Source organism: Bradyrhizobium sp. PSBB068, assembly GCA_016839165.1.
Classification (GTDB): domain Bacteria; phylum Pseudomonadota; class Alphaproteobacteria; order Rhizobiales; family Xanthobacteraceae; genus Bradyrhizobium.
In genome coordinates this window covers 5,827,552-5,852,121 of the sequence record CP069300.1, presented here as the reverse complement: position 1 = coordinate 5,852,121, position 24,570 = coordinate 5,827,552, and the positions used below count along the sequence as shown (strand labels likewise).

Here is a 24,570-nt window from a genome sequence, read left to right as displayed (position 1 = left end):
TGTGTTGGCGATCCGACCTGCGAGGCTCTGTTCATCGTTTTTGTCGCGGCTCGATTGATAAGCAGGTTGTGCGGGCTCACAATTTCGCCGTCGTAGCTTACTCAAGCGAAGGGACTTGCGATGAGCTTCAAGTTCAAGGACGTGTTCACCGGAACCCAGGCTGCATTGGGCGTAGACCCGGCGCAGGCTCAGGCCGCGTTCCATGCGCAGTCGCGCCTCGGTGATGGTGTCAATAGCGCCGTTTCAATCCGCCAGTTTCATGTCGCGGTGGACGAGCCTCCGGGCCTTGGCGGGAATGACACCGCGCCGAACCCGGTCGAATACGTCCTGGCTGCATTGGGGTCCTGCCAGGAGATCACCTACCGGCTCTATGCGGACGCGCTCGGCATTCCGCTTGATGGTGTCTCGGTTCGTCTCACCGGGACAATTGATTTGCGCGGCTTCTTCAACGTGCAACCCGACATCAGAGCGGGCTTTCAGGGGATCGAAGCCGAGGTGATCCTCGACAGCTCAGCCCCGCAGGCGGAGCTGGAGCGTCTCAAGCAGGTCGTCGACGCCCATTGTCCGGTGCTCGATATCCTTCGCAATCCGACGCCTGTGCAGCTTTCGCTGCGGCAGGGTTCGTTGAGCGCGGCCGCCGAGTGATTGGACCGCGAGGTTTCGAGCATGACGTTACCCCTGCGATTTGGCGTATGGGCGCTCACCCATGGCAGCTGGGCCTCCCGACATCATCCCAGCGATCCGCCCGATGCGTCATGGAAACGCGTTCGTGCCCAGATCTTGCAGGCCGAAGCGCTTGGGTATGAATCCACGCTGCTTGCGCAGCACATCATCCATCCGAGCGGTGACGACCAGGATCTGCTCGAAACCTGGACCGGCGCGGCCGCCCTTGCCGCGCTGACCGGCCGGATCGAGCTGATTGCCGCGATCAAGCCCTTGCTGGTGCACCCGGTCGTGCTCGCGAAGATGGCGCTGCAGATCGAGAATATCAGTGAGGGGCGGTTCGGCATCAATCTGGTCAATGCGTGGTACCGTCCGGAACTGGAGCGCTCGGGAATTGGCTTTCCCGATCATGACGATCGCTACGCCTATGGGCGGGAGTGGGTCGAGATTTTCGAGCGGCTGACATCCGGCCATCGCGTGGATTTCCGGGGGCAGCACTTCAGCATCGAGGCCTATCAATTGCGTCCGCGCGACGAGTTCCGGCCACGACCGGCGATCTATCTTGGCGGCGAGTCGGAAGCGGCACGGGCGCTCGCGGCTCACGCCGCGGATGTCTATTTCATGAATGGGCAGCCGCTTCAGGATATTCGCGCCCTGATCCAGGATGTCGCCCACAGGCCGCGTATTGGAGCGCCGATCCGCTTCGGGATGTCCGCCTTCGTTATCGCCCGCGAGACGGATGCCGAAGCGGAGGCCGAGCTGACGAAGTTGTTTGCCATCGCGGAGCAAGACAAGCCGGCGCGCGCCCGGTTGGTGGCGAATGCGGATCCCGAAGCGCAGATGTTCAAGACCGCGGCCAAGGAGGCAAGAGTCGGGACCAATGGCGGCACCTCGGCGCGGCTGGTCGGCAGCTATGACACGGTCGCCAGGCGTATCGTCGAGTTCAATGCGATTGGTGTCGAACTCTTCATGCTGCAATTCCAGCCGGTCGACGAGAACATGGCGCGCTTCGCCGAACACGTGATTCCCCGCGTGCGGCACTTGCAGGGCAGGGCCGCAGCTTAGCGGCGTGACACCCTGCGGGTCTCGCCATCGAGGACTTGCAGGGTGTCATTGCATTTCACCGACCGAAACGTTTTCCGCGTCGCGCTGCATCGGCAGCAATCGTCTATTTCGGTAGCGCAATTTGATATGGACACGAAATCATCGCGACCATAACGTTTTGAAGACATCAAAGGCGAAATTGCGCCGTTGATGCGCGAACTTGAACTCAGAAATTTTCGAAGGTAGTCCCGATGAGCTTTCGTCCGTTGCATGATCGTGTGGTGATCCGCCGCATCGAGGAGACCAACAAGACCAAGGGTGGAATCATCATTCCCGACACCGCGAAGGAGAAACCTCAGGAAGGAGAAGTCGTCGCCGTCGGCGGCGGGGCGCGGGATGAAACCGGCAAGCTGCATCCACTCGACGTGAAGAAAGGCGATCGGGTCCTGTTCGGAAAATGGTCCGGAACAGAGGTCAAGATCAATGGCGAAGATCTGCTGATCGCCAAGGAATCCGACATTCTCGGCGTGATCGCCTAGGCCTCGTCATCAACAACACCTCAACGATGTCCAACCGCGCAGTCTTGTGCGCGGCAGGGACAGTCTTGCTCGAAGGACAGTGCATATGGCTGCAAAGGATGTGAAATTCTCGACCGATGCCCGCGATCGCCTCTTGCGCGGCGTGGACACGCTTGCCAACGCCGTCAAGGTGACGCTCGGCCCCAAAGGGCGCAATGTCGTCATTGAAAAGGCGTTCGGGGCTCCGCGGATCACCAAGGACGGCGTGACCGTTGCCAAGGAGATCGAGCTCGAGGACAGGTACGAGAACATCGGTGCGCAGCTTCTGCGCGAGGTCGCTTCCAAGACCAACGACCTCGCCGGCGACGGCACCACGACCGCCACCGTGCTGGCGCAAGCCATTGTTCGGGAGGGCGCAAAGGCCGTCGCAGCAAGCCTCAATCCCCTCGACCTCAAGCGCGGTATCGATCTGGCCGTCGCCGAAGCGATCAAGGACATCGAGAAGCGGGCGCGAAAGGTCCAGTCCTCCGAAGAAGTCGCCCAGGTCGGCACGATCTCGGCGAACGGCGATGTCGCAGTCGGAAAGATCATCGCCAACGCCGTCAAGAAGGTCGGCAATGACGGCGTCATCACCGTCGAGGAGGCAAAGAGCCTCGACACCGAGCTCGATGTCGTGGAAGGCCTCCAGTTCGACCGTGGTTATCTGTCGCCCTATTTCGTCACGAATGCGGAGAAATTGCTGGTCGAGTTCGAGGATCCCTATCTTCTGATCCACGAAGCCAAGCTGAATTCGCTGCATCCCTTGCTGCCGGTACTTGAGGCGGTCGCGCAGTCCGGCAAGCCCCTGCTGATTGTCGCCGAGGACGTCGAGGGCGAGGCGCTCGCGACCCTGGTCGTCAACAGGCTCCGCGGCGGACTGAAAGTGGCTGCCGTGAAGGCGCCGGGGTTCGGCGATCGGCGAAAGGCGCAGCTTGAGGATATCGCGGTCCTGACCGGGGGGCAGACGATCTCGGATGAACTCGGGATCAAGCTCGAGAATGTGACACTGTCGCAACTTGGCCGTGCCAAGCGGGTTCGGATCGACAAGGAGAACACGACGATCGTCGGCGGCGCCGGCAAGCGCAAGGATATCGACAGCCGGATCGCCCAGATCAGGGCGCAGGTCGAGGAGACCACTTCGGAGTATGACCGCGAGAAGCTGCAGGAGCGGCTTGCCAAGCTCTCGGGCGGCGTTGCGGTGATCCGCGTCGGTGGCGCGACCGAGGTCGAGGTCAAGGAGAAGAAGGACCGCGTCGACGACGCGCTCAATGCGACGCGCGCGGCAATCGCCGAAGGCATCGTGCCGGGCGGTGGCGTTGCGCTGTTGCGGGCGAAGGCCGCCATCGGCCGGCTGAGCCATGGCAATCCCGACGTGCAGGCGGGGATCAACATCGTGCTCAAGGCGCTGGAAAGTCCGATCCGGCAGATCGCCGAGAATGCCGGCGTTGAGGGGTCCATCGTAGTCGGCAAGATCCTGGAGCAGCGATCGCCGACCTACGGCTTCAACGCGCAGACCGAGGAGTATGTCGACCTGATCGAGGCTGGGATCGTCGACCCGGCGAAGGTGGTGCGAACCGCGTTGCAGGATGCGGCCTCGGTCGCCTCATTGATCGTGACCACGGAAGCGCTGGTCGCCGAACTGCCAAAGGACAAGCCAGCAATCGCAGCTCCCGGGGCGGGGGGAGAGTTCTGAGCAGCCGGCCGTCTCGCCGGTCGATTGATCAGAACGGGACTGTCGCGAGGAGAAACGACCAAACGGCGGCTTTGGTCGGGTCTCCCGCGACAGTCGGCTCCGCCACCAAGGGACCAGCCTTCCTGGCCGCAGCAAGAAGGGAAGACAGTGTCACAGGAGAGCCTGTATCGTTCGTCCAAACTGGGCCGGACATGGCGAGATTTCGCGATTGGCCTGGCGCTCTTCGGGTTGCTTGCCAGAGTATCGCTGGTTTCGGCCGATGAAAGACCGCTCAGGATCGGTCTTGCGACCAGCATATCGAACCAGGCCGCCGAGATTGCGGCGCGCGAAGCCAAGGCGCAGGGCCTGAACGTTGAACTGATCGAGTTCAACGACTGGAATACGCCAAATCGCGCGGTCGCCGAAAAGGAGATCGACGCGAATCTGTTCCAGCACGTTCCATTCCTTGAATTCAGCATCAAGAATGCAGGCTACAAGCTCGTTCCCGTCGCGCCGGCTTTCAGCACTCCATTCGGACTCTATTCCAAGAAATACAAGTCAATCCCGGATCTCCCGGACAATGCCCGGATCGCGATCTCAAGTGATGCCGTGAACACCGGTCGAGCGCTGCTGCTCCTGCAGCGAGCCGGCCTGATCGAGCTCAAGCCGGGGGCCGATCATCGTGCAAAGATCGAGGACATCGTCGCATACCGCAAGCCATTGAAGCTGGTCCAACTCGAAGGGCCGCAGATTGCGCGTTCCCTTGATGACGTTGACGCCGCGGCAACCTATCCGACGTTTGCGAGGCTTGCGGGGCTCGATCCGTCCTCGGGCCTGATCTTCGAGAATGAACCGATTTATGCCTTTCAGTTCGTGACGCGGCCAGAATTGAAGGACGACGCGCGCCTGAGCCGTTTCATCGCGGTCTATCGCGACTCCGAGGCTGTGCATGCCAAGTTGCGCGAGCTTTACGGATCGCTCGTGACCTTCCCGGGGTCGTAGGCAAGCAAAATGGTCTCGATTTCCCGACGAACGTTCGTCACGGCAAGCGTGGCTGCCCTCGCGGCGCCGGCTGGCGGTGCGCGGGCGCAGGAGGGCAGTCCCCGCGCCGGCGGGCGGCTATCCTTCGTGATCCAACCCGAACCGACCACGCTGGTGTGCTTCAACACGACGGAGGGGCCGGCTATCCAGGCCAGCACCAAGGTGGTCGAGGGGCTGCTGACCTACGACTTCGAGCTCAATCCCAGACCGCAACTCGCAACGGCCTGGAGCGTCAGCGAAGACGGGTTGCAATATCGTTTCGAGTTGCGGCGGAACGTTAAATGGCATGACGGCCAGCCGTTTACGGCCGCGGACGTCGTTTATTCCATCGGTCTTCTCAAATCCGCGCATCCACGTGGTCGTACGACCTTTGCCAACCTGCTCGAATCCGGTGCGGTCGACGAGCATACGGTCGTGCTTAAACTGTCGAAGCCAGCGCCGTATCTGCTCTACGCGCTGGCGGCGGGCGAGTCTCCGATCGTCCCGCGTCACATTTACGACGGCAAGGGCGATCCGCTGCAGAACCCGAACAATCGTGCGCCAGTTGGGACCGGGCCCTTCGTCTTCAAGGAATGGGTGCTCGGCAACTATGTCGGTTATGTCCGCAATCCGAACTACTGGGACAGCCCGAAGCCATATCTTGACGCCTTGCTGGTCCGCGTAATTCCTGACGGGGCTGCGCGCGCCGTCGCATTTGAAACCGGTGAGCTCGACCTCGGCGGATCGACGCCCGTTTCGCCGCTGGATCTCGAGCGCTTCCGCTCCCTTCCGCATCTGGGCCAGGAGACGCGTGGTTACGAATACTCTCCGACGCTGTACGGCCTGGAGTTCAATCTGGATCATCCGATCCTGAAGAGCCCGCAAGTTCGGAAGGCGATCGCGCATGCGGTCGACCCCGCCGTGGTGCTCAACGTGGCCTGGTACGGACTGGGAGAACGGACGGTCAGCATCGTCAGTCCGACCTTGAAGCGGTTCTACAACGACAAGGTCCCGACATACCCTTATGATCCGAAGGCAGCGGCCAGGCTCCTGGACGAAGCCGGCTTCCCCCTGAGAGGCCGTTGGCGGTTTGCGCTGACGCATGACTTCCAACCCTTTGGCGAGAACTTCAAGCGCAGCGGCGAAGCCCTGAAGAGCGCGTTGGCCGCCGTTGGCATCGACGTGACCGTTCGCGGGCAGGATTTTCCAAGCTATCTGAAGCGGGTCTATACCGACCGCGACTACGACTTCACCTTTCACCCCTTCACCAACATGTTCGATCCGACGGTCGGCCTGCAGCGGTTCTTCACCAGCGACAACTATCGGAAGGGTGTGGCCTTCACCAATGCGAGCCATTACTCCAATCCGGAGGTCGATCAGCTCTTTGCCCAGATTGCCGTCGAATCCGACACGACCAGGCGCAGGGCGCTGATTGATCGCTTTCAGGAGGTTGTCGCGGATGAGCTTCCGGTGCTCCCCTTGATGCTGAGCAAACCGGTGACTGTCTACAACCGGAAGGTCATCGGCCACACCGTCGATAGTGCCGGTGTTCAGGGCAATTTTGCGGGCGTTTGGCTGCGCGGTTAGGTCGGGCCCGATACTGCAATTATCTCGGCGTGATGGCATGCAACCCGCTGGCCGGAGCGCGCGCTGCGCAGCTCAGGAGACTGCTGTTTGCAGAGCTCCGTTGCTAGCGGACAGCGTGGTTGGAAGCGACAGCCCTTGGTCGCGTTGCGTGGGTCCGGCAGGTCGCCTGGCAGGGGTGCTGCGTAGCGCCGCCGGGCGGGGTCCGGGACAGCGTCGATCAGCGCGCGGGTGTAGGGATGCAGCGGGCTCTTCCAGATTTGCTCATGGCTGCCGGCTTCGACGATGCGCCCGAGATACATCACCAGCACCCGATCCGACAGATAACGCACCACCGAGAGGTCGTGGGATATGAAGAGCAGCGACAGCTTCAAGTCGCGCTTGATGTCGGCGAGCAGGTTGAGGATCTGGGCTTGCACGGATAGATCCAGCGCGGACACCGGCTCGTCGCAGATGATCAGGTCCGGTCCCAGGACCAGCGCTCGTGCGATTCCGATGCGCTGACGCTGGCCGCCCGAAAATTCATGCGGATAGCGTGCAATCGCGTCCTCCGGCAAGCCGACCTGGGACAGGATTGCACTGACCCGCTGGCGTCGGTCGGCGCGAGAGCCGACGCGATGGACGTCGAGCGGTGCGAGCAGGATATCGCCGATGGTCTGGCGTGGATTGAGCGAGGCGAACGGGTCCTGGAACACCATCTGCAGCCTGCGCCGGTAGGCCCGCAGTCGCTGCTGCGGCAGCGTGGTGAGATCCACGCCGTCGAACGCGATACGGCCGGCCGACGGTTCAACGAGCCGCAGGATCGTCTTGCCGAGGGTCGACTTTCCGCAGCCGGACTCTCCAACGAGACCGACAGTCTCGCCCGGCGCGATGTCGAGCGATACGCCATCCACCGCGTGGACCGGGGCGGTACCGACGCGATAGGTGGTCTTGAGATCAGTAACTGACAGCAGCGTCATGGGGCAGACCGCGAGATGGTTCGGTGAGATCGACGTGGCAGGCAACGCGCCGTCCAATTGCCGCGTCGCGTTCGTGCGGGACATTGGTCCGGCACAGCGCCAACCGGTGCGGACACCGCGGTGCAAAGGGACAACCTGCCTGGGTGGTGGCAGAAGCGATGTTGCCGGGGATTTCGGACAGCCTGGCGCTTCGGTAGTGCAGCTTCTCGTGCAATCGCGGGGATGCCGCGAGAAGGCCCTGCGTATAGGGATGCAGGGGACGCTCGAACAAGACGCCAGGCGGCGCTTCCTCGACCTTTCGCCCCGCGTACATGACGACGACACGGTCAGCCCATTGGCCCACCAGGCCGAGATCATGGGTGATCAGCAGGAGTGAAAGCGACAGTTCGCGACGCAGGCGGTCGAGCAGTTCCAGCACCTGAGCCTGGATGGTCACGTCGAGCGCAGTGGTCGGCTCGTCCGCAATCAGGATCTTCGGACGGCACGCCGCCGCGATCGCGATCATGACGCGCTGGCGCATGCCACCCGACAGTCGGTGCGGATGGTCGTCCAGGCACCGCTCAGGGTTGGGAATGCGCACCAGATCGAGCAGTTCAGCGGCTTCACGGCGCGCCTGCGCCTTTGAGAGGCCGCGATGCACTTGCAGAACCTCGGTGATCTGCCGGCCGATGGTCAGCACCGGGTTGAGCGACGTCATCGGTTCCTGGAAGATCATTGCGATATCGCGACCGCGCCGGCGGCGCATCTCGATCTCCGGGAGCACGAGCAACTCGTCATCCCGGAGGCGAACCCGACCAGAGACAATACGCGCGGTGCCGGGAAGCAGGCGCATCAGCGCCAACGCCGTCAGGGATTTTCCCGAGCCGGATTCGCCGACGATGGCAAGCGTTTCCGCTGGAGCGAGGCTGAAGCTGAGGTTTCGCACCGGCGTTGCGCTTGGAAAGGCGATGGTGAGATCGCGGACGTCGAGCAGGGGTGCCATCCTATCGCTCCCTGCTGAGACGTGGATTGAGCACATCCGTCAGTCCGTCGCCGATCAGGTTCAGTGAAAGCACAGTCAGAACGATAACCAGGCCAGGCAATGCGGTGAGATACCAGGCCGTTCTGATCAATTCGCGCCCGGAGCCGATCATGCTGCCCCAGCTCACGACATTCGGGTCCCCCAGTCCGAGGAATGACAGTGCGGCTTCCATCAGGATTGCGGTTGCGACCATCACCGATGTGGTGACGATAATGGCCGGGAGAGCATTCGGCAGGATCTCACGAATGACGATGCGGGTGTCGCTGAAGCCGAGCGAGCGCGCCGCCATGACGAATTCCTTCTCACGCAGCACCCGAAACTCGGCGCGGACCAGCCGTGCGATGGTTGGCCATGTGACGAGCCCGATAGCCCAGGTTACCGTTGCTATCGAGGGCTGCGCGATCGCGACGAGTACGACGAGCAGGATAAAGCTCGGAACGGTCTGGAACAGCTCGATGATCCGGACCAGGATGTCGTCGACGAGGCCGCCTCGATAACCGGCGACGGCGCCCACTGCGATGCCGATCGTAACACCAATCGTCGTGGCGACAAAGCCGATCAGGAGCGAAATTCGCGCGCCATGCATGAGGCCGGCGGCGACGTCGCGGCCCAGAGAGTCGGTTCCAAGAGGGTACCCAAGATCCTGTCCGGGCCACAACAGCGGTCGGGCCACCATCGAGAGGGGATCGCCGGGATAAAGAAGCGGCGCTAGCACAGCCGCGGCGATGATCACCAGCAACAGCGTAGCGCCGGCGACGAGAGACGGATTTCGCCTGATGCGACCGAACAATTGCGATCGCGATTGGCTCGCGTCGGTAGCGATCACATGCGTGTCCGGTGCGTGAACGTTCGGCCATTCCGAGCGCTCCGGCGCAGTTCGTGGCCGGTCATCAGCGGTCCGTTCGGTCGAATGTGTGGAGTCGAGGGCGGCGTCGGTCATGGTCAGCGGGTCTCGATGCGAGGGTCGAGCCAGGCCTGCACGAGATCAACCGTCATGTTGGCGATGATCACGAGCAGGGAGGAGAGCAGGAGGATCCCGAGGAGCACGCTGAAGTCGCGGCTCATCACGGCCTCGAAGGCGAGGCGGCCGAGGCCGGGCCAGCTGTACACGGTTTCGACCACCACTGCGCCGCCTAGCAGGCCACCGAAGTGCATGCCGGCGACCGTGGTCACCGGCAACAAGGCGTTGCGCAGTACATGGCGCACCGTGATCGTGAGTGGAGAGAGCCCTTTCGCAGCGGCCGTGCGCACATAGTCCTGAGCCTGAGCCTCCAGCATGGCGGCGCGGGCAAGTCGGGAATAGATTGCGATGTAGAACAGCGAGAGCGAGAGGGCGGGAAGAACCATGTAGCGGGCACGGTCGATCAGCAGATCGAAGCCGCTGAGGTTCGCGCCGATCGTGGCAGCGCCGCCGCTCGGCAACCAGCCCAGCTTGACGGAAAACAGCAGGATCAGCATCAGGCCGATCCAGAAGCCCGGTATCGAGTAGAGCAGCGTGACCACGATCGAGATCAGACGATCCGGCCATCGGCCGGCGAATGTCGCCATCACGATGCCAAGCGCGATGCCGCCGGCAAGGGCGATGACGAGCGCGGTTGCCATCAGGGCCACCGTGCCGGGCAGTCGCTGACCGATGATATCGGCGACCGGAAGATTGTAGCGCGGTGAGTAGCCAAGGCTCAAATGGGCGAGATTATCGAGGTAAGCTGCAAGCTGCAGCAGGATCGGCTGATCGAGGCCGAAACGGCTGCGCAGCGCCGCCACCGTTTCCATCGTCGCCGATCCGGACTCGCCGGCAAGGACGTCGGCGGCATCTCCCGGCGCGAGCTGCAGCAGAAAAAAATTGATGACGACGATTCCGATCACCGTCGGGATCGCCTGCCAGATCGTCCGGCGAAAAGTCTTTCCAATGCGCTGGATGCTCGACATGTTTCTTCTAACTTCCATGACGTGTCGAAAAGATGCATTTGCTCATGCTGTCATTCCTCGCACGGTCGGCACGCGGAGATACGCCACGACGAGAGAGGAGACGCCGTTGACAATGCCGATGCGCGTCGCCAACGTCGACGCATTCGCGTGCGATCGTATCGATGTTGCGGATGCTCCACGGACGGCACGTATCACCACGACGGACATGAATATGACCATAGTGCACAAGCCGGGCGACATCGTTGGCTGGCCAGTCTTTTCGAGCCCCAGCCAGTTTCCGGAAAGTCCTTTGTCGAAAGCGCTGCAACAGCCGCTGCTGCTTGGCTTGTTCCTGCCGATCCAGGCTGGTGGCTGGAGCGCGTCGACCCTGTCGCGCTCGACGACGTGGACGTTCGACTACAATCGCGATCTCACGCTCAGCGCCGAACAGTTCGGCTTCGATCTCGTGTTCGCGCTGTCGCAGTGGCTGCCGAAGGGCGGCTACGGCGGCGTCTTTACGGGCGAAGCGCTCGATTCGTTCATCACGACCGCTTCGCTTGCCGCTGTCACGTCGCGGATCATGCTGATCTCGACGATCCACGTGCTCTACGGGCCGATCCATCCCCTGCATCTCGCCAAATACGGTGCCACGCTGGATCATATTTCGGGAGGGCGCTGGGGGATCAATGTCGTGACCGGCCACCGCGCCATCGAGCATGAGGCATTCGGCTGGAACCAGATCGAGCATGACCGCCGCTACGAGCTGGCGGCCGAGTTCATCGAGGTGCTGCAGCGGCTGTGGGGCGACAAGGAGAACTTCTCCTTCAAAGGACAATCTCCCTGGCGCCTGAGCAATGCGTTCGTGACGCCCAAGCCGCGGTTCGGACGGCCTATCCTTGTCAACGCCACCGGATCGGACGCCGGCATCGCGTTCGCGGGCCGCTATTCCGACATCGTGTTCGTTACCAGCCCGGCGGGCTCGTCCTTTGCGAGTGCGATCGAAGCCCTGCCGGCGCATGTCCAGCGCGTGAAGCAGTCCGCTATCGACGTCGGACGTGAAGTGCGGACGCTGCTCAATCCGATGGTCGTCTGCCGGGAAACCGAGCGCGAGACCTGGCAGTATCACGACGCGATCGTCGATCACATCGATCCCGTCGCCAGCATGCAGAACTTTGCGAGCGATGCGCATGCCTGGAAGGGACGTGTCGGTGTCGATGCGCCGAAGCGTCGCGCCATCGGTGGCAATATCGAGGTGATCGGGACACCCGAGCAGGTGGTGGAGCAGTTCGTGCAACTCAAGAAGGCCGGGATCGACGGCCTTCAGCTCAGCTTCTTCGATTTCAAGCCTGATCTCGATTTCTTCGGCCGCCGCGTGCTGCCATTGATGGAGCAGGCCGGGCTGCGCCATGCCGTGCCGAAGCTCGAGATTGGTTGACCGGTTTTCCATGCGGGTCAGGCGGAGGCAGCTTTAGGCGTCCGCCCCGCTGCGGACGGCCGGAATCTGGCGGCAGGATGCGACGAGGGCAGGCGTGCCCGACCGGTTCCGAACACCTTTTCCCGCAACGTGCCCGGAGCGTATTCGGTCTTGTAGACGCCGCGGCGCTGCAATTCCGGCACGACGAGCTCGGCGAAATCCCGATACCCGCCCGGCGTCACGGCGTAGCTGAGGTTGAAGCCGTCGATATCGGTCTCGTTGACCCAGGCCTGCAGTTCGTCGGCGACCTCGGCGGGTGAGCCAACGATGACCGGACCGCGGCCGCCGATGCCGTTGTGTTCGATGATCTCGCGGATGGTCCAGGGGCGCTCGCTCCTGGAGAAGGAATCGATCATCGAAGTGACCGCGTTGTCCTTCTTCACGGTCGGAAACGGGTCGTCCAGGCTATAGCGGGACAGGTCGATCCCGGTCCAGCCCGACAGCAATGCGAGCGAGCCCTTGGGGTCAATATAGCGCTGATAGTCGCGGTATTTGGCTTCGGCGGCGACACGGGTCTCGGCGACAATCACGGTCGTCAGCGCATAGAAGCGGATGTCGTGCTCGTCGCGGCCGAATGCCCGCGCGCGTGCCCGCGTCTCGGCGACATTGGCCGATGTGCGCGCCTTGGAGTGCTCCCCAAGGAAAACCGCTTCGGCATGCCGGGCGGCGAAATCCTTGCCGCGATTGGAGGCGCCTGCCTGGAACAGGAATGGCGTCCGTTGCGGAGAGGGGTGGGCGAGATGGATGGCGTCGACCTTGAAATGCGCACCGTGGTGATGAACTTTGCGGATGTGGTGCGGATCCGCGATCACGCCCTTGATGGGGTCGACGACAATGGCCTCGTCGTCCCAGCTGCCTTCCCAAAGTGCATAGACCGCATCGAGGAATTCGTCGGCAAGATCGTAGCGGGGGTCGTGCGGCATGATGTTGTCGCGACCGACCGCACGTGACGCCGCGTTGGAGTAGCCGGTCACGATGTTCCAGGCGACGCGCCCCTTGGTCAGATGATCGAGGGTCGAGAAGCGGCGGGCGAGCGTGAAGGGCGGCTCATACGATACGGGGGCCGTGACGCCGATGCCGAGATGCTCGGTGACATGCGCCATGGCCGAGACCAACAGCATCGGATCGAGCTTCGGAATCTGTGCCCCGCTGCTCAGCGCCGCGTCGGCCGTTCCGGCATAAACGTCGTGAATACCGATGCCGTCGGCGATGAAGATCGAGTCGAACTTGCCGGCCTCGAGAATGCGCGCCACGTCCGTCCAGTAATCAAGCGTATCGAAGTCCAGCGAGCGGTCCTCCGGATGGCGCCATAGCCCCGGAGAAAGGTGAACCGGGCTGAAGATGGCGAAGCCGTTGACCTGGATTTGCTTGGGCACGAGGGGCTTTCTCAGCTACTGGAATGCGGACGGCTCGGGATGGACGCCAGTCAGAAACCAGTTCCCGACATTGCGGGTCTTGTATTCGGCGGGATTGTGCAGCGTGTGGATGCGTACATTGCGCCAGAAGCGGTCATAGCCATTGGCAATGGTGGCGGAGCGTGCACCCATCACCTCGAAGATGCGGCTGGTGACATCAAGCGCGACCTCGCCGGCATGAGCATTGGCGCCGGCAATCACGACCGCGGCCTCGCCGCGCTCCTGGGGCGTCAGATCGCGGCCGCGCGACCAGACCCGATCGAGCGTCGCGGCCGCCTCATCCGCGAGCAGCGTAGCCGCTTTCACCCGCGTATAAAGCTCGCCATAGACCCTTCTGACCCAGGGATCATCGGTGTGCTTTTCAACGCCCGAATGAAGCCAGGGGCGGGACGTTTCCCGCGTATAGTCGCGCGCAGTGATCAGGGCGCCCTGCGCACTGCCGATGAAGACGTTCAGCAGGGTGCTCTGCTGCAGGAAGGGCGTTACGGTCTGATAGGGACGCCCGCCGTCAGGCTTGTGGTCGAATACCTCGTTTCGATGAATCCGGACCCCGGTGTAGGTGACGCGCCCGCTTCCGGTTTGGCGCTGGCCGAAGCCGTCCCAATCGTTCTCGATCCGGATACCGTCCCGGTTTGCCGGAATGGCCGCGAAGCTCCGTGCATTGGTATCGCGGTCTTCCCAGGCGACCTGCAGGTAGTCCGCGATATGCGATCCTGACGTGAACGGGCGAAACCCGTCCAATACAAACCCATCGGCATCTCGGCGACCGAACAGGCTCTTCGAGAAGCTGTTTGCGGTATTGCCCCAGAACCAGTTGCCGGCAGCAGACCGCCGGAAGATATCAGCAGCTTGCTCGGCCGTGCCGCGCAGATGGGCAGCGTGCTGGGAGCCGAAGTGGTAGCCGTAGAGGTGTCCCAGGGCACCGTCCACCTTGGCAAACTCACGGGCGATCTTCAGCGCGGTCGACCAGCGTTCGCCGGCACCGCCGAATTCCGTCGGTATCAACAGGTTGAGAAGGCCGCTCTCCTTCAGCAAGGCCAACTGCTCGAGCGGTTTGCCGCCGGCACGGTCGCGCTCGGCGGCGTCGCGCGCGAAGATCTCGCGCAACCGCACGGCCTTGGCAAAATGGGGATTTGATGTATCGAGATCGAAACTCATGAGGATATCCCGTGCGAGATCAGCTTTGCAGCCAGACGTCGGCAAAGTTGGCGGACGGCCCGTCGATCGTCGTGGTGTGATCGCGGACCTTGCGGTTGACGATGGTCAGGTTTGGTCCCGTCACCAGATTGATGTCGGGCAGGTCGGTCGCGACGATGACCTGGAAGGCATAGAACAGCTCACGGCGCTTTGCCGGATCGCTTTCGACGGCGGCCGCCTCCAGCAGCCGGTCGACCTCAGGGTTGCTGTAGCCCGATCCGTTTGAGAAGGGCACGCCGGGCTTGAAGTTCTTCGACCAGTACAGCCGCTGCACGCCGACCGTCGGATCGAACGAATGGCTCATGCCGTTGCTCATGAAGTCGAAGTCGCGGTTTGTGTAGGTCCGCTTGAACCAGGTCGGAACGTCTTGCGCGCGCAGCGTCACGCCGATGCCGATCGTGGAAAGCGCCTGGCGCGTGTAGGCGCCAAGTTGCTGATAGGTCTCGCCATACGGCATGTAGTCGTGGAAAACCTTGAAGCGCGTACCGTCCGGCCCGCGCGGCAAGCCTGCGGCATCGAGCAACGCTTCGGCCTTCTTCGGCGCGAATTCGTAGCGCGGAATCCCGGGATTGTGGAATTGCTTCAGCGCCGGGCTGATCGCGGCTGGTGCGCTCTGTGTCCATCCGTAGAAAACGATGCGGTTGATCGCGTCGCGGTCCACCGCGTGCGCGACGGCACGCCGGACCTCCGGCTTGGCGAAGTAGGGGTTGGCGAGGTTGAACTCGAGCCGGTACACGATGGGCTGATAGTCATAGCCGTGTGTTTCGATCAGGAGGTTTGGGTTGGCCTTGAGCGTCTCGATCTGCCCGAGCGGCACCGGCGTATCAGGCGCGTAGTGGATCTCTCCGGTCTCGAGCGCAACCGCGCGGGCGTTGGCGTCGGCGATGAAGCGGATGACGATGCGGTCGAGATAGGGTTTGCCCGGATCCCAGTAGTTGGGATTGCGCTCCAGCACGATGTGGCTGCCCTGTTTCCATTCCTTGAAAACGAAGGGACCAGTTCCAATCGGCGCGCGTCCGTTGGGATTGGCCAGGGGATCGGTCCCCTCATAGATGTGTCGCGGCACGATCGGCGATTCTGAGGCCGTGAGGGCGGCGAGCAGGTATGGTGCGGGCTTGTCGAGCACGATTTCCGCAACGTGCGGATCGGGCGTGCGCACCTCGCGAACCGAGGCGAGCGTGCCGCGGCCGCGCGGATGATGCTGCTTGAGAAGCTCGATGGAGTGCGCGACGTCTGCCGACGTGAAGTCGCGGCCGTCATGCCACTTTACTCCGCGCCGGAGCTCGAACCGATAGCTGAGCCCGTCTTCGCTCTTCTGCCAGCTGGTCGCAAGCTGGGGACGGGGATTGAAGTCCAGATCGAAGGTGACGAGCCCCTCGGTCACCTTTCCGCTCACGCGGGTGGTCGGGCCCGCGGTGTGCGTCAGGCTGACGAGGATGGGAGGTTCGGGCTGAATCACCACGTTCAGCGTTCCGCCATGCTTTCCTTCATCAGCGGCGCGCACTGGCCCCGCCACTGAGCTGCTCACAAGAGCGCCAGAGCTCCACAGCAGAGCTTTTGTAATTTGCCGGCGCGTAAGCCAGTTCATTGCCGATCGCACGTCAGTTGTGAACACCGCGTCGCAATAATTCACCTCGAGGTCAGACAATCAATCCTGCGGAGCGCTTCTGCGCATAATGAAAATTTTGCTGCTGCATGCGTGGCACGTCGCGCTCATGAACGCGCGCCGGTGCTGTGAACAACAAAAGCAAATTCTCTGCGAAACGTGATCAAGATTGAGGCGGTACGACTTGCGCGGCGGATCCGGCGAGATGCTCTCTCCGTGCGTCGCGGCTTGACGCGGAGGCGCGATGTCGCTGGATCGACGGACCTTTAATCGCGGGCTTCTGGCCTCCGGCGCCGCCGGCCTGCTCGGTCCATCACGAGCGATGGCTGCCGAGGCGAAACCCGTGCCCGGCGGCACCTTGAATTGGGTGTACTACCCCGACCCTTCCGCGATCATCGCGATCAACACGTCGTCGGGAACCGGGCAGACGATCGGCACCAAGATCAACGAAGGGCTCCTTGCGTACGACTACGATCTCAATCCGAGGCCGGTGCTGGCGACGGCCTGGACCATCAGCGACGATGGCAGGCGCTACACGTTCCGGCTGAGACCGAACGTGAAATGGTCTGATGGAAGGGAGTTCACGTCGGCCGACGTCGCATTTTCCATCGAGCGGCTGAAGGTCGCTCATCCGCGCGGACGCATCACGTTCGCGAATGTCGAGGCGGTCGAAACGCCGGACCGTCTGACGGCCGTGATCGTGCTGTCAAAACCGGCCCCCTTCCTGATTTCAGCACTGGCCGGTGCCGAATCTCCGATCGTGCCCAAGCACATCTACGAGGCTCTCAAGCCCGAGGAGCAGCCCCGGCTCGAGCAGACGATCGGGACCGGTCCGTTCCTTCTCAGGGAATGGGTTCCCGGCAGTCATCTTCTGTTCGTTCGTAATCCGAACTATTGGGATGCCCCGAAGCCTTATGTCGACCGTCTGGTGCTGAAGGTCGTGCTGGATCCGGCCGCGCGTGCCGCGGCGCTTGAGGCGGGAGAGGTCGATATCGGGGCGACGCCGGTGCCATATGGCGATATCGAGCGTTTCAAGCTCGACAAGCGGTTCGTGGTCGATACCACGACCTACGCCTATTCGGGCCCACAGCAGCAGCTGTTCTTCAATTTCGATACGCAGATCCTGCAGGATCGCCGAGTCCGCAAGGCGATCGCCCATGCAATTGATCACCGGGCTTTGGTCAACGTCGTGTTCTTCGGCTACGGCCTGATCTCTCCGTCGCCGGTCAGCACGGCCCTGCCCAAGTTCTACGATCCGAAGATCCAGGCGTGGTCGTTTGATCCGAAGGCGGGAGATCAATTGCTGGATGAGGCCGGCCTCAAGCGAGGCGCGGGCGGCATCAGGGCTAAGCTCAGGCTCACGCAAAATCCATTCCTGCCCGCGAGCTTCGCCGACTTCCTGCGCAATTCCCTGCGCCGAATTGGCCTGGACATCGAGATTCTGCGGTACGATCTCGCAACCTACCTGAATGTCGTCTATCGGGATCGGGCATTTGACCTGACGATCGAAAGCCTCTCCAACACGTTCGATCCGACGCTCGGCGTGCAACGCGCTTACTGGTCGAAGAATTTCCGCATCGGCCTGCCGTTCTCGAACGCGGCGCATTACAGCAATCCCGAGGTCGACCAGCTTCTGGAGGCGGCTGCGATCGAGCCGGATGCCGAGAAGCGGCGCGCGATCTGGTCCAAGTTCCAATCGATCGTCCACGAGGAGGTGGCCTCCGTCGACATCGTCGCGGCGGGCGGCGTGATCATTGCCAACAGGAAGGTTCGAAACTTCGCTCCCGGCGCCGAGGGATTGAACGGCAGCTTCGCCGATCTCTGGATCGACCCGTCCGTATAGGCCGTGACATCACATTCTTTTCCTTTCGCCTGCCTGCGCAGAAGAAAAATAGCGCATTGCGCGTCAAGAATAAAAATCTGTGAGATTGCGCAGGGCGATCATGGATCGTCATACTCTGACGATGAGGCCGGGCGGGTGATGGTGCGGCGAGGAACGTGTTGATGATCGCAAAACGCAAACTCTTCAGTCTCCTGCTTGCAGGGATCGGTCTACTGTTCGGTTCGAGCTCGGGGCTTGCCGCCGAACCGCTCACGGTGCGGATCGGATTTGCTTCCGTCGGTGCCGACAATCGCCAGTTCTCCGGCGGCTCGTCCGCGGCGGTTGCCCATTCCGAGCATTATCTCGATCAGGCGTTGCATGACCGGCCGGACGTGAAGGTCGAATGGTATTTCTTCAAGGGAGCGGGCCCCGCCGTCAATGAGGCTTTCGCCAACAACCAGCTCGACTTCGCAATCCAGGGTGATCTGCCCGAGATCATCGGCCGTGCAAATGGTCTAAAGACCAGGATATTGCTCGCATCCGGTGCCCATGCGCCGATCTATCTTGCGGTTCCATTCGGCTCGGCGATCCGCAAGGTCGCCGATCTCCGTGGCCGCAAGGTCTCTATTTTCCGCGGAACCAACAATCATCTCGCCGCCGTCAAGGTGTTGGCCGGGAACGGTCTCCAGGAGCGGGACGTTCAGATCATCAATATGGATACGGCGACCACGAATGCGGCGCTGACTTCAAAGGATATCGACGCTGCGTTCGGCAACTTCCCGCTGGCCAGCCTCGCCGAGAAGAATATCGCGGAGATCATCTACACCACCAAAGGCGACAATCCGGCCTATGAACGGCATTCGACGCTGATCGGGCAGGACGCTTTCATCAAGGCGCATCCCGACATCACGCAGAAGATCGTCTCGGCGATCGTCCGTGCTGCGCGCTGGGCGTCGGACGAAGCCAACCGGGAGGCGTTCTTTGAGATATCGGCCCGAACAGGCTTCCCGGCGTCAGGATATCGCTTTGACTTCTCCAACCAGGAGCTGAAATATCGCAACACCCCGATCATCGATGCATCGATCATCGAGAGCTATCGCGTGCAGGCCAGGCAGGCGAGGGAGTTCGGTCTGCTTCGCCGCGACGTCGACCTCAATGGCTGGTTCGACCGCTCATTCCTGGATATTGCGCTCAAGGAGCAGGGTCTTGTCGGCTACTGGCAGGAATATGATGCGAGCGGAAGGCCGCAGGCGGCGGGACAATGAACGTCGCCGTGCAACTGCGGACAACGGCATTCCCTGACCAGGGACAGGGGCGGCTGGAGGTGCGCAACGTCTCCAAGTCGTTTGTCGTGAATGGCGCGCCCGTTGAGGCGCTGCGGGACGTGTCGCTCGACGTGGCAGCCGGCGAGTTCGTCGTTCTGCTGGGGCCGAGCGGCTGCGGGAAGTCGACGCTGTTGCGGCTGATCGCCGGGCTCGAGCCGGAATTTCGTGGCAGCATCAACCAGGATGGCAATGCGATCGCGGGGACGAGCCTGGATCGCGGCATCGTCTTCCAGGAGCCGCGACTGTTCCCCTGGGCGACGGTTTCCCAGAACATCGCCCTCGGTCTCAAGAATGCGCCGCTCAGCGAGCGGGCCAAACGGGAGGCCGTTGCCGCGCATATCACGTTGGTCGGACTTGATGGATTCGCGCAAGCATATCCGCACCAGCTCTCCGGTGGCATGGCCCAGCGTGCGGCGATTGCGCGGGGCCTCGTCAATCGCCCCCGGCTGCTGCTGCTGGACGAGCCCTTTGGTGCGCTCGACGCGCTGACGCGGGCACGGCTCCAGGTCGAGCTACAGCGAATCTGGGCGCACGAGAGGATCACGATGGTCCTGGTCACCCATGATGTCGACGAGGCGGTACTGCTCGGCGACCGAGTCATCGTGCTCGCGCCCCGGCCCGGTCGTGTGTCGCGGATTTTCGCGATTTCCATGCCGAGGCCGAGGTCGCGAACCGATGATGATCTGGTCCGAATTCGAAATGATGTATTGCGCGCGCTCGGCGATGGTGAAGAGGACGGCGCCCGGGGCGCGCCGATCGGCGACCCGGCATGAGTGATGCAGCTCTTCGCACGACACTTGAGCCTCGCACCACCGCGGCGGCGGGTTTTCGACGTATCTCCGGTCGCGTCAGTGAAGTGGTGCCTCGTCAGCTCGTGAAGCTTGGCTGGTTGCTCATCCTGCCGGCCATCACCCTCCCGATCTGGATCGTCGGCACCGACCGTGGCTGGCTTCCGGAGCAGATCCTGCCGCGCCCCGGCGATGTGTTGCACACGTTGCGGGACATGATCGCAAGCGGCGAGCTTGCCCAGCATGCGGGCTACAGTTTACGGCGCGTCGCGTTGGGCTTCGCGATCGGTGCGGCTGCTGGCCTGGTCGTCGGCTCCGCCATGGGGCTGTCGCGGCGCGTAGACGATTATGTCCGTCCGCTGTTCACGGCGATCGCCCAAGTGCCGGCGCTGGCCTGGATTCCACTCGCGATGCTGCTGCTCGGCATCGGGGAGGGGCTCAAGATCGTCGTGATCGCGAAGGCGGCATTTGTGCCAGTGGTCATGAACACCAGCGCGGGCATTGCGAACGTGCCTAGGGCGTTCGTCGAGGTGGGAGAAACATTCCGCTTCACGCCCCTGCAGATGCTGCGCCATGTCGTCCTCCCGGGAGCGATACCGCCGATCTTCACGGGCCTGCGCTACGGGTTGACCCACGCCTGGATTGCGCTGGTCAGCGTCGAGCTGCTGGCCTCGTCGGAGGGACTCGGCTACCTCCTGGTCTGGGGCCGTCAGATGTTCTGGCTCGATACCGTGCTGGTCGCCATGATCGTGATCGGCGTGATCGGCTTTGTGAGCGACAAGATCCTCGCCGTGATCGAAACCGGCCTGCAACGCTGGCGGATTGACGGTGTCCAGTAGCGCCGCTCTCGGATCACTCGGTCGCGGGCTGGTCTTGCCGATCGGCCTGCTGCTCACCTGGGAGGTCGCCAGCCATTCGGGCCTGGTCAACCGCCAGTTCCTGCCGCCGCTCGAGCATGTGGGCGCCACCGCGTGGCAGGAGTTGGCGAGCGGTGAGCTCCTTGAAGCGCTTGCCGCCAGCCTGCGCCGTGATCTCCTCGGATTTGTGTTCGGCTCCGGCGCCGGGGTGTTGATCGGGCTGTTGCTCGGCCTCTCCACAATCGCGGACCGCGTCGTCATGACCTGGTTCAATGGGCTGAAGCAGATCGCGCTCCTGGCATGGATTCCCCTGATCTCGCTCTGGTTCGGGTTCGATGAGATGGCCAAGATCGTCTTCATCGGGCTCGCGGCGGCGATCCCCGTCATTCTCAACCTGGTCGAGGGTATTCACGCAACATCCCGCAAGCTCGTCGAAGTGGGTGAGGTGTTTCGCTTCAACCGCGTGCAATTCATCCTTTATGTCTATCTTCCAGCGGCGATGCCGTCGCTGCTGACCGGGCTGCATCTTGCGTTGATCTATGCATGGCTCGCGACCATCGGTGCCGAATACTTCATGGCTGCCGGCCCTGGCATCGGCGGCCTCATTATTGCCGGCCGCGAACGCTTCGACATGGATCTCGTGATGCTCGGAATTCTCGTCGTCGGCTCGGTTGGTTTTCTGGTCGATCGTGGCGCGAGTTGGCTGGAGCGGCGGTTGATACCTTGGCGAGCTGCGTCGGCGCGAGCCTGAGCTACGATCATCAAGTCCAAAGGAACCCGGCCAAGCTCACCAACGTGTCCTCGAGAAGTACGCATTCGGCGCTCTTGTCGAAAGCTGAGGAGTTTTCATGTGTCGGCTCTTCGTCCTCGTCGGCGCGTACTCGCCCGGTAGCGCCAGGTAACTGTGGTCAAAAATCCTGGGAACTGCCGAGAAAATTATACACGTGTCGATGCCCGGTCCATGGCAACGCAACCCAACTTTATTGCGCACTTTGGAATAGGCTGAACTGCAATCTTTGGGTCGAGTTTAAATGGCGGCTCACGTATCGCCGTTGGTTCCGCGCCTCCTTCCTGAACTCGAGCGTACCCTTCGGCCCCGGTCCCCAGACTGGGGCCGTACCTTTTGTGGCTAACGAGAGTTGTTGCCGCGAGCTGAAAGCCGGCAAGACGGCAACGCTTTTTTTCTGATCACCGATGCCGGATCGGCGCGGGTTTTGATGTTTGAAAATCCGGTAGATATCAACGTGGCGCCGCTGCCATTCCAAAATTCGGCTGCAAGGGGCAACATTTCGCCTGCTGTACCGAGTGATCGCAGGCAAATCCTGCAGAGAGCTCGCGCGGACAGTCGCTTCATCGCGGCAAGGAGGCCAAAGTCGGGAATCCTGTTTCCTGGTTCGCGGCTTGAGCAGGCGATGTATTCTCGCGAGCAACGCGCGACTAAGGAATGCCGGCTCTGCAATGCAACGCCACTTTGATCGTTCGATCATTCGGTAAATCATTCCGTTGACCCGATCCGAAGCGGGCGACAAGGTCGCTGTCCGTCTTCGGATGCGCGCAGTCATGCTTTCCGCGCCCCTGGAATCCCCCGTCCTGCTTGGCCGAAATGGAAATTCGATGTCGTCGCTTGAGCTTGAACACGTTCGGAGTGATCGGGTCACGAGCGGGATTTCGGCAATTCGCCCACCCGGTGACCGGCCTCACCCCGTCGTCAACGAGCCGGACACCGTGTCCTGGTTCGAGCGTCACGATGGGCCCACCTTCCTTGTGGCCGGAGGCGTTTACGGCAGCTGGCTGCTCCTACTTCTGCTGCACCGCCAGGTCCCCTGGTACGTCATGGCGCCGGTCGCCGGTTATGTCATTCAATGGCATTTCTCATTGCAGCACGAAGCGATCCACGGCATGCGGGGCGTGCCGAAATGGCTCCGCCGAGCACTGGTCTGGCCCCCGATCGGGATCTGGTTTCCGTTCGAGTTATATCGGCGTCTGCACTCGCAGCACCATCGCAACGGCTATCTCACCTATCCTGGTGAGGACACCGAATCGTACTATCACGATGCGGAGGATTGGGAAGACTTCGGCGATCTCTCCCGGTGGCTGCTGACGATCAACCAGACCTTCCTCGGCCGGATCTGCATCGGTCCGATCTTGTGCACGCCAAGGCTTTTCATCAAGGAGATGGCGAGGCTGGTCGCCGGCGAGACCGCCAACGCCGGCATCTGGTGCCGGCATCTGATCGGCGTCGTGCTCGTGCTGCTGGTGGTCGAAGCCTTCGGCGTGAGCGTTCTGCAGTATCTGGCGGTGTTTGTTTATCCCGGCCTGATGTTCGGCATGATGCGCGGCTTTGTCGAGCATCGGTGGGGTGAGCGGCCCGAGGAGCGAACCGCGGTCGTCGAGTCGAATTGGATTTTCGGCATGCTGTTTCTGTGGAACAACCTCCACGCCGTCCACCATACTTTTCCGACACTCCAGTGGTGGAAGGTGCCCCGGGTGTGGCGGCAGCATCGCGAATACATCAAGGCACGTAACGGAGGATTCGTATTCCGGGGTTACGGCGAGATCGCGCGGCGCTGGCTGGTCAAGCCCGTATTCGTTCCGGTTCACCCGCATCGCTTCGCGCCAGGCTCGGTTCGTCACCCCGACGCATCGATGCGCCAGCCCCCCGCAACGTTTTGAGGTCCACCGGTATGCGCGGCCGCACTGAACCGGAGACACTGAGCTGGGCTGGTCGCGTCCTGAATCTGCCGATGTACGAGCTTCCCGAGATGGCGGCCGCCAATGGCGCGTTCCTGGCCGAGCTGGAGCATCGGCTCGATAGCAAGGGAGTGAGGGCGGCCGGCCGCATTGCTGGCGAGGCGGCGGACACTCAACCGCATGTTCTCTTCACGCAGGTCTGCGGCTATCCGCTGTTGAAGTATCATGGCGATGAATACCGCGTCCTGGCGACCCCGCATTATGCAATGCCCGGATGCGCAGGCTCGCATCACCGTGCCTTCGTCATGGTTCGCGCCGACGACGCCGCCGCATCGCTCGCGGACCTGCGCGGGCGAGTATTCGGCTGCAACAGCCTGTTCTCGAATACCGGAATGAACCTCCCCCGTCTGTCGTTTGCGCGGATCGCCGGCGGCAAGCCGTTCTTTTCCTCTGTCCTAGTGACGGGGGCTCATGTCGCAAGTCTTCAAAGGCTCGACGAGGCCACGATCGACGCCTGTTCGATCGACAGCGTGACGTGGGGGTATTTTCGACAGTTTCGGCCTATGGCCGCCAAACGATACCGGATCCTCGCAGAGACGCTGCCGAGCCCGTCGTTGCCGTTCGTGACGTCGGCGGTCACAACCGAGGCTGATGCCGCGGTGCTCGCAGAGACGCTGCGCGAGATGACGCGTGATCCGGGGCTCGGCCATATCCGTGAGCCGCTGCATCTGACCGACGTCTCCGCGCCGGACCTGGCCGCTTACGGGCGACTGATCGCGTACGAGGCGGAAGCGGCAGAGCTGGGTTACCCCGAATTGGCCTAGAGCTCACCGTTTTCATGAGTGAGCGTCAACCCGATCGAACCACCATCAACGAACCGTTCGGCGCGAGGCGCAAGTCATTTGTTAAAGGCGCCTTTTTCGAAGCATTCATCTACGTGTGGCGCGGAATTTGACATGGACAGCCG

At 62.3% G+C, this 24,570-nt stretch carries 22 protein-coding genes; 15 read left to right on the top strand and 7 right to left on the bottom strand.

From position 1 onward, the window contains the following. Positions 1 to 120: 120 nt before the first annotated feature. The 6 genes from JQ507_27225 to JQ507_27200 all read left to right on the top strand — a co-directional run bounded on the left by JQ507_27225 (position 121) and on the right by JQ507_27200 (position 6,543). Entirely contained in the window at positions 121 to 645 is a 525-nt protein-coding gene (locus tag JQ507_27225) for an OsmC family protein (protein ID QRI68576.1), read from the top strand. Between the two features lie 21 nt (positions 646 to 666). Beyond that, the gene (locus JQ507_27220) at positions 667 to 1,728 is read left to right on the top strand and encodes an LLM class flavin-dependent oxidoreductase (protein ID QRI73533.1); all 1,062 of its coding nucleotides are present in this window, start codon (positions 667 to 669) and stop codon (positions 1,726 to 1,728) included. Positions 1,729 to 1,958: 230 nt separating this feature from the next. Then, positions 1,959 to 2,246 carry a co-chaperone GroES gene (gene groES, locus JQ507_27215; protein QRI68575.1) on the top strand — a complete coding sequence of 96 codons (288 nt, stop codon included), beginning with the start codon at positions 1,959 to 1,961 and terminating at the stop codon, positions 2,244 to 2,246. Between the two features lie 85 nt (positions 2,247 to 2,331). After that, positions 2,332 to 3,957: a chaperonin GroEL gene (gene groL, locus JQ507_27210; protein ID QRI68574.1), complete on the top strand. Its 1,626-nt coding sequence runs from the start codon at positions 2,332 to 2,334 to the stop codon at positions 3,955 to 3,957. A gap of 147 nt (positions 3,958 to 4,104) precedes the next feature. Continuing rightward, positions 4,105 to 4,938, top strand: coding sequence for an iron ABC transporter substrate-binding protein (locus JQ507_27205; GenBank protein QRI68573.1), 834 nt, complete (start codon positions 4,105 to 4,107; stop codon positions 4,936 to 4,938). A gap of 9 nt (positions 4,939 to 4,947) precedes the next feature. Further along, on the top strand, positions 4,948 to 6,543 hold the full coding sequence (locus JQ507_27200; protein QRI68572.1) for an ABC transporter substrate-binding protein: 1,596 nt from the start codon (positions 4,948 to 4,950) through the stop codon (positions 6,541 to 6,543). Here the strand turns inward: JQ507_27200 and JQ507_27195 are convergent. From JQ507_27195 to JQ507_27180, 4 genes are read right to left on the bottom strand one after another with little or no spacing between them, the layout of a single operon-like run. Then, positions 6,540 to 7,499 (bottom strand): ATP-binding cassette domain-containing protein, encoded by a 960-nt coding sequence (locus tag JQ507_27195; GenBank protein ID QRI68571.1) that lies wholly within the window; start codon positions 7,497 to 7,499, stop codon positions 6,540 to 6,542. The genes JQ507_27200 and JQ507_27195 overlap by 4 nt on opposite strands. Beyond that, positions 7,477 to 8,481: an ABC transporter ATP-binding protein gene (locus JQ507_27190; protein ID QRI68570.1), complete on the bottom strand. Its 1,005-nt coding sequence runs from the start codon at positions 8,479 to 8,481 to the stop codon at positions 7,477 to 7,479. The genes JQ507_27195 and JQ507_27190 overlap by 23 nt, the downstream gene beginning before the upstream one ends. 1 nt (position 8,482) lies before the next feature. Further along, positions 8,483 to 9,460, bottom strand: coding sequence for an ABC transporter permease (locus tag JQ507_27185; protein ID QRI68569.1), 978 nt, complete (start codon positions 9,458 to 9,460; stop codon positions 8,483 to 8,485). A 2-nt stretch (positions 9,461 to 9,462) separates the two neighbouring features. Further along, positions 9,463 to 10,449, bottom strand: coding sequence for an ABC transporter permease (locus tag JQ507_27180; GenBank protein ID QRI68568.1), 987 nt, complete (start codon positions 10,447 to 10,449; stop codon positions 9,463 to 9,465). 211 nt (positions 10,450 to 10,660) lie between these two features. On the opposite strand from JQ507_27180, the gene JQ507_27175 reads away from it, so the two are divergent. Beyond that, positions 10,661 to 11,863, top strand: a complete 1,203-nt coding sequence (locus JQ507_27175) for an LLM class flavin-dependent oxidoreductase (GenBank protein QRI68567.1) — start codon at positions 10,661 to 10,663, stop codon at positions 11,861 to 11,863. 17 nt (positions 11,864 to 11,880) lie between these two features. Here JQ507_27175 and JQ507_27170 read toward each other — a convergent pair whose 3' ends face one another. Genes JQ507_27170 through JQ507_27160 form a run of 3 tightly spaced genes read right to left on the bottom strand, consistent with a single transcriptional unit; the run spans position 11,881 to position 16,102 of the window. Further along, positions 11,881 to 13,278, bottom strand: a complete 1,398-nt coding sequence (locus tag JQ507_27170) for an LLM class flavin-dependent oxidoreductase (protein ID QRI68566.1) — start codon at positions 13,276 to 13,278, stop codon at positions 11,881 to 11,883. A gap of 15 nt (positions 13,279 to 13,293) precedes the next feature. Beyond that, on the bottom strand, positions 13,294 to 14,475 hold the full coding sequence (locus tag JQ507_27165; protein ID QRI68565.1) for an acyl-CoA dehydrogenase family protein: 1,182 nt from the start codon (positions 14,473 to 14,475) through the stop codon (positions 13,294 to 13,296). Positions 14,476 to 14,494: 19 nt separating this feature from the next. Beyond that, positions 14,495 to 16,102 (bottom strand): ABC transporter substrate-binding protein, encoded by a 1,608-nt coding sequence (locus JQ507_27160; GenBank protein QRI68564.1) that lies wholly within the window; start codon positions 16,100 to 16,102, stop codon positions 14,495 to 14,497. Positions 16,103 to 16,364: 262 nt separating this feature from the next. Between JQ507_27160 and JQ507_27155 the strand changes: the two genes are divergently transcribed. From JQ507_27155 to JQ507_27120, 8 genes are all read left to right on the top strand, one after another. Further along, positions 16,365 to 17,963 (top strand): ABC transporter substrate-binding protein, encoded by a 1,599-nt coding sequence (locus JQ507_27155; protein QRI68563.1) that lies wholly within the window; start codon positions 16,365 to 16,367, stop codon positions 17,961 to 17,963. Positions 17,964 to 18,124: 161 nt separating this feature from the next. Next, entirely contained in the window at positions 18,125 to 19,207 is a 1,083-nt protein-coding gene (locus JQ507_27150; protein ID QRI68562.1) for an ABC transporter substrate-binding protein, read from the top strand. Further along, the gene (locus JQ507_27145) at positions 19,204 to 20,040 is read left to right on the top strand and encodes an ABC transporter ATP-binding protein (protein QRI68561.1); all 837 of its coding nucleotides are present in this window, start codon (positions 19,204 to 19,206) and stop codon (positions 20,038 to 20,040) included. The genes JQ507_27150 and JQ507_27145 overlap by 4 nt, the downstream gene beginning before the upstream one ends. After that, on the top strand, positions 20,037 to 20,894 hold the full coding sequence (locus tag JQ507_27140; GenBank protein QRI68560.1) for an ABC transporter permease: 858 nt from the start codon (positions 20,037 to 20,039) through the stop codon (positions 20,892 to 20,894). Before JQ507_27145 ends, JQ507_27140 begins: the two co-directional genes overlap by 4 nt. Then, on the top strand, positions 20,878 to 21,663 hold the full coding sequence (locus JQ507_27135) for an ABC transporter permease (protein QRI68559.1): 786 nt from the start codon (positions 20,878 to 20,880) through the stop codon (positions 21,661 to 21,663). The genes JQ507_27140 and JQ507_27135 overlap by 17 nt, the downstream gene beginning before the upstream one ends. Before the next feature lie 391 nt (positions 21,664 to 22,054). Beyond that, positions 22,055 to 22,387 carry a hypothetical protein gene (locus JQ507_27130; GenBank protein ID QRI68558.1) on the top strand — a complete coding sequence of 111 codons (333 nt, stop codon included), beginning with the start codon at positions 22,055 to 22,057 and terminating at the stop codon, positions 22,385 to 22,387. 139 nt (positions 22,388 to 22,526) lie between these two features. Next, the gene (locus JQ507_27125; GenBank protein QRI68557.1) at positions 22,527 to 23,585 is read left to right on the top strand and encodes a fatty acid desaturase; all 1,059 of its coding nucleotides are present in this window, start codon (positions 22,527 to 22,529) and stop codon (positions 23,583 to 23,585) included. A gap of 71 nt (positions 23,586 to 23,656) precedes the next feature. Next, entirely contained in the window at positions 23,657 to 24,427 is a 771-nt protein-coding gene (locus tag JQ507_27120; GenBank protein QRI68556.1) for a PhnD/SsuA/transferrin family substrate-binding protein, read from the top strand. Positions 24,428 to 24,570 lie beyond the last annotated feature (143 nt).